The organism is Janthinobacterium sp. PSPC3-1, assembly GCF_049896105.1.
Classification (GTDB): Bacteria; Pseudomonadota; Gammaproteobacteria; order Burkholderiales; family Burkholderiaceae_D; genus Janthinobacterium.
On sequence record NZ_JAFCTQ010000018.1, the window covers coordinates 119,392 to 130,312 of the forward strand.

General features: G+C 65.4%; 8 protein-coding genes. 3 read left to right on the top strand and 5 right to left on the bottom strand.

Going from position 1 to position 10,921, the window contains the following annotated elements:
- The first annotated feature begins 199 nt into the window (after positions 1–199).
- A complete protein-coding gene (gene nadB, locus ACP7B7_RS18970; RefSeq protein ID WP_426077696.1) occupies positions 200–1,813 on the top strand; it encodes an L-aspartate oxidase in 1,614 nt (537 codons plus the stop codon).
- A gap of 21 nt (positions 1,814–1,834) precedes the next feature.
- Here the strand turns inward: nadB and ACP7B7_RS18975 are convergent, their stop codons facing one another.
- The 5 genes from ACP7B7_RS18975 to ACP7B7_RS18995 are packed head-to-tail and all read right to left on the bottom strand — an operon-like array spanning position 1,835 to position 9,185.
- Positions 1,835–3,151: a toxin-antitoxin system YwqK family antitoxin gene (locus ACP7B7_RS18975; protein ID WP_426077697.1), complete on the bottom strand. Its 1,317-nt coding sequence runs from the start codon at positions 3,149–3,151 to the stop codon at positions 1,835–1,837.
- Positions 3,148–5,460, bottom strand: a complete 2,313-nt coding sequence (locus tag ACP7B7_RS18980) for a hypothetical protein (protein ID WP_426077698.1) — start codon at positions 5,458–5,460, stop codon at positions 3,148–3,150. The genes ACP7B7_RS18975 and ACP7B7_RS18980 overlap by 4 nt, the downstream gene beginning before the upstream one ends.
- Positions 5,457–7,736, bottom strand: a complete 2,280-nt coding sequence (locus ACP7B7_RS18985; RefSeq protein ID WP_426077703.1) for a hypothetical protein — start codon at positions 7,734–7,736, stop codon at positions 5,457–5,459. The genes ACP7B7_RS18980 and ACP7B7_RS18985 overlap by 4 nt, the downstream gene beginning before the upstream one ends.
- Entirely contained in the window at positions 7,733–8,500 is a 768-nt protein-coding gene (locus ACP7B7_RS18990; RefSeq protein WP_426077699.1) for a PP2C family serine/threonine-protein phosphatase, read from the bottom strand. Before ACP7B7_RS18990 ends, ACP7B7_RS18985 begins: the two co-directional genes overlap by 4 nt.
- 1 nt (position 8,501) lies before the next feature.
- On the bottom strand, positions 8,502–9,185 hold the full coding sequence (locus ACP7B7_RS18995) for a vWA domain-containing protein (RefSeq protein ID WP_308921043.1): 684 nt from the start codon (positions 9,183–9,185) through the stop codon (positions 8,502–8,504).
- Between the two features lie 179 nt (positions 9,186–9,364).
- Here ACP7B7_RS18995 and ACP7B7_RS19000 point away from each other — a divergent pair, with 179 nt between their 5' ends.
- Positions 9,365–10,045, top strand: coding sequence for a helix-turn-helix transcriptional regulator (locus ACP7B7_RS19000; protein ID WP_308921042.1), 681 nt, complete (start codon positions 9,365–9,367; stop codon positions 10,043–10,045).
- Between the two features lie 178 nt (positions 10,046–10,223).
- Complete coding sequence (locus ACP7B7_RS19005) at positions 10,224–10,688, top strand: hypothetical protein (protein ID WP_308921041.1); 465 nt, start codon at positions 10,224–10,226, stop codon at positions 10,686–10,688.
- Positions 10,689–10,921 lie beyond the last annotated feature (233 nt).

Here is a 10,921-nt window from a genome sequence, read left to right on the forward strand (position 1 = left end):
CCGAAAGCAAGGCCACTGCTACCAGGAAACTGGCAGACTGGAACTGGTCTTGCCATCATGGCGAACTGTTCAACCCAAGCCTTGATGAGTCGCAAACCGCAACCGCAGCTATCTTTGATTCACAGAATTTATCTCAACACATGTCCGTATCATGTGAAATGGACTATAGTATGCTTCCCCTAAAATAAATATAAATGTCATGAAATTTGATGTAGCGATTGTCGGCAGTGGCCTGGCGGGTCTCTCGGTTGCACTGCATTTGGCGGAGACGCGCACCGTCGCGATCATTTCAAAACGTGCGCTGCTCGATGGCGCCAGCAACTGGGCACAGGGCGGCATCGCCGCCGTGCTCGACTCCGGAGACAGCCACCAGCAGCATATCGAAGATACCCTGATCGCCGGCGGCGGCCTGTGCGACGAGAGCGCCACGCGCTATATCGTCGAGCACGGCCGCGAAGCGATCGAATGGCTGATCGAGCAAGGCGTGCCGTTTACGCGCGACGCTTCGGCCGAGCTGGGCTTTCACCTGACGCGCGAAGGCGGCCACAGCCAGCGCCGCATCATCCACGCGGCCGATGCCACCGGCCATGCCGTGCAAGTGACCCTGGAAGAAAAAGTCCGCGCCCATCCGAATATCACCCTGTTCGAACACCATTGCGCGATCGACCTGATCACCTCCGACAAGCTGGGCATGAAGCCGGTGCAGCGCAATGCCCAGCCGCACTGTCACGGCCTGTATGTGCAGGACGAGCAGACCGGCAAGGTACTGACCTTTGCCGCCGAACACACCGTGCTGGCCACGGGCGGCGCCGGCAAGGTGTATTTATATACCACCAATCCGGACACCGCCAGCGGCGACGGCATCGCCATGGCCTGGCGCGCCGGCTGCCGCGTGTCGAACATGGAATTCATCCAGTTCCACCCGACCTGTTTGTACCACCCGTATGCCAAGTCTTTCCTGATCACCGAAGCGATCCGTGGCGAAGGCGGCTTGCTCAAGTTGCCGCCGGAAGCGGGCGCGGCGGCCGGCCAGCGCTTCATGCTGGCCCACGACGAGCGGGCCGAACTGGCGCCACGCGATGTGGTGGCGCGCGCCATCGACTTCGAGATCAAGAAACGCGGCCTCGACTACGTGCACCTGGACATCAGCCACAAGCCGGCCGAGTTCCTGATCGAACATTTCCCCACCATTTACGCGCGCTGCCTGGAACTGGGCATCGACATCACCAAGCAGCCGATTCCCATCGTGCCGGCCGCCCACTACACCTGCGGCGGCGTGGTGACGGACCTGGCCGGCCGCGCCGACCTGCCAGGCCTGTATGCGGTGGGCGAAACGGCCTGTACCGGCCTGCATGGCGCGAACCGCCTGGCCAGCAATTCCCTGCTGGAATGCATCGTGATCGGCCGCGCCTGCGCCCAGGATATCGAAAGCAAGGAAAAACTGGGCACGCCGTATCTGCCCGACTGGGATGAAAGCCGGGTCACCGATGCCGACGAGGAAGTGGTGATTGCCCACAACTGGGACGAATTGCGCCGCTTCATGTGGAACTATGTCGGCATCGTGCGCACCACCAAGCGTCTGGAGCGAGCCCAGCATCGCATCGCGCTGCTCAAGGAAGAGATCGACGAGTACTACCGCAATTTCCGCATCACCCATGATTTGCTGGAACTGCGCAATCTGGTCGACGTCGCCTCGATGATCGTCAACAGCGCCCTGTCGCGCCGCGAAAGCCGTGGCCTGCACTTCAGCCGCGATTATCCCGAGACCTTGCCAAAGGCGATCGCCAGCGTGCTGACGCCGCCGCATCGGTAAGCAATCACAGGTGCGGTAGCATCAGTTGCCGCACCCCTGCCCCTCCCCCTTCACAAACCGGCACTCGCTTTCCACGCTGCCATCCTCGCGCCATGTGCGGCTCCAGCCCTCGCGCTGGCCGTCGACATACTCTACCAGCTGCTGCGGCTTGCCGTTGTCGTACCATGAGCGGAAGCTGCCCTGCTCACGCTGGCGCCTGTCCCACTGCCGCTGCACGCGCAGCACGCCTTGCTCATTGTATTGCTGGTCGCTGCGCAGCACGCCATTGTCGCTGTAGACCCGCAGGCTGGCCAGTTTTCCGTCCGGGTGATACTCGCGCTCTTCGCCCTCGGGCGCATCGTTGATCTGGTTGACGGTGCTGCGCACCTTGCCGTCGCGATAGTAAATGGCGCTGGGGCCGTTGAATTTTCCCTTGTTCATGACATTGCGGCTGGCCACCGTGCCATCCGGGTAATACGTCAGCATCTCGCCTTCCAGCTTGCCGTCGAGATACGTCATGCGCGTGCGCAGCTTGCCGTCTTCATCGAAGGTCTCGGCGGGGCCGTCGAGCCGCGCGCCATTGCGGTATTCGACGGCTTCGCGCAGCTGGCCCGTCTTGTGATAGTCGCTTTGCGTGCCTTCCGGCAAGCCGTCGCGCCAGTGGCTGCGCGACCGCACCGTGCCATCCTCATAAAAGCTGACGGACTCGCCTTCCTGCCGGCCATGGGCGTTTTGCGGCACCCGCTGTTCGACCTGGCCGTTCGGATAATAAAAAGTGTAGCCGCCGACGCGATTGCCATACACATAGTCGGGGCCATCGACATGGGTCGCCAGGCGCAAGGTCTTGCCTTGCTGCACAGTAAAAATATCGACCTTCCAGGTATTCTTTTGCTTGCCCGGCGGCAGCGGCACTACCAGCGCATAGGGCGCACGGCGCCGCTCTTGCGGAAACAGGTTTTCATCGAGATACAGGCGCGCCTTGCCGTCCGCACACAAGGACGGCGAGCAGCCGACCAGCTTGCGGATCACGGGCACCGCCGCCTCGCCGGTGCTGCCCGGCCGGGGGCAGCCATCCAGGCTGAGCAGCAGCGGCGTTTTGTCACGGATGCGCTTGGCCAGCTCCGGCTTCATGGCCGCATAGTCGGCATCATTCATGCCCAGTGTCCGGGCATCCATGCGCAACTGGTTGCCGCCGCAGCCGGTGGGGGCCGCCAGGGTCAGCACATCGGCGCCTTCGCTGTCCGGTTCGCTTGAAATGGCCGCAATCACTTGCCTCTGCACGATTTCCATCCGCGCCGTGGCCGGCCAGGCCAGCAGCAACAGCGGCAGCAGCCGGGCCAAGGTAGCTAATGCGATCATCTGTTTTCTCCAACTCCAATAGTAGTGACTTGCGGCGACGCCGGCCTGAACGCCATCTTGCCGCCGGCATAGCGCACCACGACCTGCACCGAAGACGGCTGCAAGTCGCCACGCCGCACGGCCGGCAGGTAGCGCCATTGCCTGGCCGCTTCCAGCCAGGCCTCGTTCAGGCGCTGGTGCGCGGGCTGGCTGCCGGTGATGCTCTGCGGCACGCCGGCCGCATCGAAGGCGATGGTGAGCGTGTTCTCGCCGCTCAGCTTGCCGGTGGCGGCATTCTCGTCATACGATAGCGGTTGCAGGGAGTCCAGCTCCACCGCAGCCGCACGCTCCGGTGGCGGCACGGTTTCAAGCACGCCGCGCGCGACTTCGCCGGCGTAGGCCAGGGTGGCCTGCCATTCGGCCAGGCGGTCCGGCGCCATGCCCAGGCCCAGGATGCTGGCCGCGCGCTCCATGCGCTTGCCGGCCTCTTCCTTGCCAGCCGCATCCGCCTGGCTTTGCGCAACGACCAGTCCCAGCACGGCCTGTCGCAAGGACGGCAGGCCCTGCTTGCGGCGCACCGAGATGGCCGCCAGTCCCAGCCAGGCGACGCCATCGGCCGGCCTCGCCCAGATGGCCTGTTCAAAATACTGGCGCGCGGCCAACGGCTCGTTGGCCGCCAGATGCATGCGGCCCAGCACGGACGCCACCATATGGTCGCGCGGATCGGCAATCAGCTGGTCACGGTAGGCGTCCGCCAGGCGCTCGTCCATGGCCGACGGCAGGATGGCGGTTTCCATCATGCTGCGGCGCAAGCGCTCCATCGCCGTCGCCTTGCTTTTGTCATCGGGCTGCATGCGGTACAGCATTTGCAGGCCCAGCAGCACTTCATCGTTGCGCTTGTTCGCCATCGCCTGTTCCAGCGCGCGAATGGCGATGCGCACCGAAGACGGCTCGGTGCCCGTGCTGGCGCGCCGCTGCCATGCCAGCAGCCGCACCGAACTGTCGGGCTGCGCCTGCGCGGGCGCGGCCACTTGCTGCGCAGCCTGGTTGCGCGACGAGGTATACAGGCTGAAGCCGAACAGCAGCAGCGCCACCAGCACCACGATCAGGGTCCAGCTTCTGCCCGAGATGGCCAGCGACCAGCGCGGCGGAAGGGCCGGCGTGCCCAGCGAGGCGCGCCGTGTCAGCGGTGCCCCGGTATAAAGGTAGTGCGTGGCGGAAATCGTCGGCAGCTGTGCCTGCGCCAGTGCCTGCAGCTGTTGTCTGGCGGCCGAGGCGTCCGCCGCCGCAGCGGCAATCGCTTCCACGCGCGCGCAGGCGGCACAGCCCAGGCCGGCAAAATGCTGGTGTTCGGGATAGGCCCGGCAGACCACCAGCGCATTCGACGATGGGTCGGCATTGCGCAGCGCGTAGCGGCGCAGCAGCCGCATCCACTCGGGCGCCGATGGCCGCTCGTGCGCCGGGCCGGCAAAGGCGCGGTCGAACAGGGTACGCAGCTCCGGCGGCATCAGCGCATGGCCACTGGTGACGTTCGGCACGATATCGCGGTGCGGCTTGATGCCATGCGGATAGTAACCGTCGCGGATGCGCGCCCCAATCTCGGTCGGCGCCAGGGTACTGGCGGCCCGGCCGCCATAGGGATGGATGCCGAAGTTCAGCAACTGGAAAATCACCACCGCCAGCGCAAAGCGGTCCTGCGCCGCTTCCGCCCCCGCCGGCATGCCCTTGCCCTGGCACTCGGGCGCCAGGTAATCGGTGGTGAACTGTTCCGCGCGGTAGCGCTCATCGCGCCCTTGGATGGAAAAGCCGTCGTAGTCGAGCATGGCGATATACAGGGAATCGCGGTAGAAGCGCAGGTTGACCGGTTTCAGGTCGACCACATAATGGTGTTGCTGGTGCAGCGCCGCCAGCACGCCGGCCAGGTTGGCCGCCAGCGTCATCTTCGCCCCCAGCCCGGTCGGCAAGCCGGCCGCGCGCGCCTGGCGCTCTTGCAGCAGTTGTTCCAGCTCGGCCGTGTGCGCCATGTCCAGCAAAGGCATGACAAAGCCGAGGAAGTTGCCCTGCCGGTCGCGCACCGCCGCCTGGGGCCAGGCGATCTGCACGTAGCGCTTGCCGTTTTCCAGCTGGTCCGGCAATTCCGGCGACAAATTCAACATGGCGGCCAGCTTCTTGCGGTTGGCCTCGCGGTCCAGGTGCGGGTGATAGAGCTTGGCCACCTGGGCAGGTGAGCCGGGCAGCAGATACACGCTGCCCGCGCCGCCGCTCTTGATCAGCTTGCCAAGTACCAGGGCTTGCCCATCCTCCAAGACGATGGTGTCGCCCGGTTTCACGATGCGTCCCCTGCCGCTGCCGCTGGCGTTGGCGCCGGGCTGAAACTGCTCTTGCCGTCGCGGTAGCGCACCAGCACTTCCACCGTCGACGCCTGCAGGTTGCCGTGGCTGATGGCAGGCAGGTAGCGCCATTTCCTGGCCTGCTCCAGCCACGCGTTATTGAGCTTTTCGTGGGCCGGTTTGCTGGCGACGATTTTTTGCGGCAGGCCGGATGCATCGATGCTGATCGTCAGCGTGCTGTCGCCGGCCAGCTTGAGCGGGCCGTCATCATCGTAGTGGACGGCCCGCAAGCTGTCGCGCTCGACGCCGGCAGGCCGGTCGGCCAGCCGCGGCAAGGCGGCCAGCCGAAACATTTCCTGCTGTCCGTCCGCCAGCACCGCTGTCCACTGCTTGCGGGTCTCGGGCGGCATGGCCAGGCCCAGCATGGCGGTGGTGCGCTGAATGCGCATGTCGATATTGCCCTGCCCGCCCGCTTCCGGATGGCGCACGGCGGCCAGGTAGGCGAAGGCCGCCATGCGCATGGCCAGCTTGCCATCGTTGCCGCGCAGCGCCGTGGCCGACAGGCCCAGCCAGGCCACGGCGTCGGTCGGCAGCGCCCAGATCGCCTGCTCGAAATACTGGCGCGCGGCCTCGGTTTCCCGCAGCCCCAGGTGCATGCTGCCCAGGGCGTTTGCCACCAGATAGTCGCGCGGCTGGGCAATCAGCTGGTCGCGGAATTTGTCGGCCTGCGCCGCATCCATGCCGAAGCCCCAGCCGGACGCTTCCATCAACGTGCGGCGCAGGCGCGACAGCGTGGGGTCGCTGCGGCCCTCATCCTGTTGCATGTTGGCCAGCAATTGCAGGCCCAGCTGCACGTCGGCATCGCGCCGGTCCGCCAGCGCTTTGTCGAGCAAGCGGATGCTGGCACGCACGGCCGATGGTTCCGCCACCACCCGGCTGCGCTGCTGCCATTGCAGCTGGTACAGCGAGGCATTCTGCTGTGCCAGCACCGCGTCGGCCTGCTTTTGCGCCTGCGTGCCCGGCGCCGAGGTATAGGCGGAAAAGCCGATCAGGAACAGCACGATCAGGATCACGATCACCACCCAGCTCTTGCCCGACACGCCAGCCGACGGAATCGGCGCCTGGGCCGGCGTAAGGATCGGCGTTACGGTGGACGCGCGACGCCCTGGTGGCTGGCGCCGCACCACCGGCTGTGCCAGCAGCGAGGCGGCAGCGGCGGCAGCGATCGCCTTGTCGCGCGCGCAGGCCGCGCAGGCGAGGCCGGCAAAATGCTGGTGTTCCGGATTCACCTGGCAGACCACGATGCCGTTCGCGCCAGGGTCGGCATGGCGCAGTGCCAGGCCGCGCAGCAGCTGGGCCCAGTCGCTGGCGGACGGCCGCGCGTTGCCCGATTTTCCAAAGGCGCGGTCGAACAGCGCCCGCACCTCGGGCGGCATCAAGCCGTGGCCGCTGGTCACGTTGGGCGCGATGGCCTTGTGGCGCCTGACGCCATACGCATAACAGCCGGCGCGGATGCGGCCCGGGAGATCGGTCGGCACCTGCGCGTTGGCGGGCCGGCCGCTGTAGGGATGGATGCCAAAGTTCAGCAATTGAAAAATCACCACCGCCAGCGCAAAGCGGTCCTGCGCCGCTTCCGCGCCGGCCGGCATGCCCTTGCTTTGATACTCGGGCGCCAGGTAGTCGCTGGTGAACTGCTCTGCCTTGTAGCGCTCGCCCTTGCCCTGGATGGAAAAACCGTCGCAGTCGAGCATGGCGATATAGAGAGAATCGCGATAGAAACGCAGGTTGACCGGTTTCAGGTCGACCACATAATGCTGTTGCTGGTGCAGCGCCGCCAGCACGCCGGCCAGGTTGGCCGCCAGCGTCACCTTGGCGCCCAGGCCTGTCGGCAAGCCGGCCGCGCGCGCCTGGCGTTCCTGCAGCACCTGCTCCAGCTCGGCCGTATGCGCCATGTCCAGCAGCGGCATCACAAAGCCGAGGAAGTTGCCCTGCCGGTCCCGCACCGCCGCCTGCGGCCAGGCGATCTGCACGTAGCGCTTGCCGTTTTCCAGTTTGTCCGGCAGCTCGGGCGTCAGCTCCAGCATGCCGCCCAGCTTGCGCCGGTTGGCGGCCAGGTCGATATGCGGATGGTAGAGCTTGGCTACCTGCGCGGGCGAACCGGGCAGCAGATACACGCTGCCGGCACCGCCGCTCTTGATCAGCTTGCCGAGCACCAGGCTGCGCTTGCCGTCCAGCCAGACGGTGTCGCCTGGTCCTGCCGTCTTGCCCACGCTCATGCGCGCAAGGCGATCAGCAGCGTCTTGTCGTCGCCCGTGATCTGGTGCGTGCGCGGGTCCAGCAAGGTGTGCGCCAGCGCCTGTTCACCCAGCACGATATCGTCCATGCAACTCAGGTAATTTTGCACCGCGCCCATGAACGGCGCATACAGCGCAGCATTGTGCTTGCTCATGGCAAACGGCATGCAGCCGTCGCTCATCAGGACCAGGCCGCGCACGCAGCGCGGTATCGGCAGCAGGCGCAGCTGGTCGCGCCAGCGTTCGCCGCTGAGAAACCAGGTTTCATTGGCGTATTCGCCATTGGCCGGCAGCGAAATGATTTCGCCGCCATCGTCCAGTTGGGCCACGCCCACGCCATCGCCCAGGTGAAAAAACAGGCCCACCGACGGCCCCATCACCGCGCCCACCACCGTGGTGGCGTAATCGCCGAGCACGGCGCCATGGTTGTCGGCCAGCGCTTCGAGCGCGCCGCGCACCTGCGCCATGGCATACGCCAGCGCACCGTCGTGCAAGTCCTGGATGCTGGCGCCCTGCCGCAGTGCATGTGCCAGCGCCTGCGCCAAGGTGTTCGCCACGAATTGCGCACCCAGCTCGCTGTGCCGCGCGGAACCGGCGCCATCGCACACCACCGCCACCAGCGACGCGCCCACCTTCACGTGTGCATGCGCATCCTGGCAAGGTATCCCCTGGTCCAGGTGCGATTTGCCCGCCACCGACGCGCCAAACACGCGCCAGCCGGTTTCTTTCAAGTCAATCGCCGCCATCTCAGGTCGGCACCACCGACCAGCCATCGGTCGACGCCAGCTGCGCCTGCGCGCCCGGGCGCGACTGCGACACCACCTGCATGCTGGCGCTCAGCCACAGGAACAGTTCGCGGAACTGCAAGCCCTTCAGTTGCTTGACGCCGCGTTCGCCACGACTGGAAAACTGTCCCAGCATGTCGAGATTGGCGCCCTCGCCCACGGCAATCGGAAAGATCGCCACCTTGTTGGCCTGCTCGGCGGAACGCGCCTGTTCGGCGCCGCGCTGCCAGCGGTCGGTCGGCTCGCCATCGGACATCAGGAACAGCCAGGGCCGGGTGTAGGCCACGCCGGCCTGGCGGAAACGCAGCTTTTCCTGTTCGATCTCGGCCAGTGCCAGCTCGACGGCCGCACCGGTCGGCGTGGTGCCGTTCGCTTCAAGGCGCGGCGCCGTGAAGTCCATCGCGTCGCACCAGTTGCGCGCGACCATCGCTTCATCGTGCTCGCCATACTGGATCACCAGGATACGCACGCGCTTGGCCGCGATCACGTCCGATTTCAGCTCCTGTTCCAGCAGCGCCAGGCCCTGGTTCAGGAAGTCGATCGGCTCGCCCGCCATGCTGCCGGAGCAGTCCAGCACCAGCACCAGCGGCGTGCGTTGTTCGGTATTGTCGACCAGGGCGACATCGGGAATCATTATTGGCGTCATGTATTTTTGATAGAGTTGCGAAATAGCTTACAGACGAAGCTTACCCTATGGATACACTTTGCTCGCGCGCATTTGCCACGCGCCCGGTATTGACCGGCAACATGCCCAGCTTGACATCGATTTGACGCGGCGACTATGCTGTTTTGACCGGCCTCTCGCCGGAACGCTTGCTTTCAATCATGAAAACCTTGCTGCCCCATCTACAGCGGGCGCTGCAATACCGCCGCTACCCGGCCGGCGGCGCGGCGGTGGAGCACTACAGCGCGCAAGTGCTGGACGTGCTGGGCGTGGCGGTGGTGCTGCTTGACGCGCAGTTGAACGTGCTGCATGCCAACGCGGCAGCGCTCAGGCTGTTCAGCCCATCGGCCGCCGCCTGCCCGCATCCGCCGCCCACGGCCGGCCTGCGCTGGCAAGTGGCGCCGCAGCTGTGCAACACGGTACGGGCCGTGATCGCCCAGGCCGGGCCGCATTGTTCAGCCTGCCAGTCGCTGCGACTGCCGCGCGCCAATGCCGCGCCCCTGACCCTGACCGTCGCCCCGTTCCAGGCTGCAGCCGGCCCGCAGGCGCGCGTACGCTGCGCCCTGCTGCTGGCCCACGACCCCGACGCCTGCACCACCTGCGCGCCGGCGCTGCAACAGCTGTTTGCCTTGACGCCCAGCGAGGCGCATATCTGCCAGGCGCTGGCGCGTGGCCACGCCATCGGCGACATCGCCAGTCATTGCGGCGTCACTGCCAGCACCGTCAAGACCCATCTGCATCATGTCTACGGCAAGACCGGCACCCGGCGCCAGGGCGAATTGATGGCGCTGATCCACCAATGCGTTGCCAGCCTGCCCCATCCTGGCGCCACGCCGCACTGAGAAAACTGTCTTTTTTGCCACATCTCCACCGTATGGAGGATGCGCACGCCCACGCCCTTGCCTAGACTGCCTTCCAGCCCCCGCATCTTGTCTTGCTTGCAAGTCACATCATCGAGGCCAGTCCGTTCAAACCGCACATGCCTGCGGCCTGTCAAAAAATACCAATGGAGAGTTCATCATGAAATCCGTTTTACTCAGCGCCACCCTCGCCCTCGCGCTTGCCGGCACCGCCCAGGCCCAGAGCCAAAGCCAGGACCAGAGCGAGCCCATCCCGGAAAGCCAGCGCGTGGCCGTGCCAGCCCATAACCTGTCGATCGACCTGCCGGCCAGGCCGTATCGCATGTGGCGCGACGAATTCAAGCAATTTGCCGGCGGCTACGACTTGTCCAACGGCGACACGCTGGAATTGCGCCGCGAAGGTGCGGCAATGTACGCCCGCATCGGCAAGCAGGAAGAACACCGCATCATCGCCAGCAGCCGCAATGCCTTTGTGGCCCTCGACCGCAAGCTGAAAGTGCGCATCGACCACCACGATGACGGCAGCGTGGGCGGCGAACTGGTGATGGTGGTGCCGGCGCAAAACCTGGCCGGTGGAGGCGTGACGCAGGAAAGAATCGCGTCGACGGTGTTTGCCGGGCGTTGAGGATTCCTTTGGAGGTCACTATTTTCTCAAATTGGTGACCCTCCATCAAATCCGGGCTAGCTCAGTCTGCCTTATCCCTTGCTATAGACCTGCCCTATCCACCCGACTGGAGGCGGCTAGGTGTCAATTTTCCTTACGAGTGGGTCAACGCCGAGCGTAAGCGTAAAGCCAGCGCCGTCTTGAACTGGGTGTTGATTTGCTAGATGATGGCCTCACACCGCTGGGAAGCGGCG

Coding starts and splice junctions, on each gene's coding strand:
- nadB (WP_426077696.1), top strand. CDS start 200: ATGAAATTTGATGTAGCGATTGTCGGCAGTGGCCTGGCGGGTCTCTCG.
- ACP7B7_RS18985 (WP_426077703.1), bottom strand. CDS start 7,736: ATGAGCGTGGGCAAGACGGCAGGACCAGGCGACACCGTCTGGCTGGAC.
- ACP7B7_RS19005 (WP_308921041.1), top strand. CDS start 10,224: ATGAAATCCGTTTTACTCAGCGCCACCCTCGCCCTCGCGCTTGCCGGC.
- ACP7B7_RS18995 (WP_308921043.1), bottom strand. CDS start 9,185: ATGACGCCAATAATGATTCCCGATGTCGCCCTGGTCGACAATACCGAA.
- ACP7B7_RS18990 (WP_426077699.1), bottom strand. CDS start 8,500: ATGGCGGCGATTGACTTGAAAGAAACCGGCTGGCGCGTGTTTGGCGCG.
- ACP7B7_RS19000 (WP_308921042.1), top strand. CDS start 9,365: ATGAAAACCTTGCTGCCCCATCTACAGCGGGCGCTGCAATACCGCCGC.
- ACP7B7_RS18975 (WP_426077697.1), bottom strand. CDS start 3,151: ATGATCGCATTAGCTACCTTGGCCCGGCTGCTGCCGCTGTTGCTGCTG.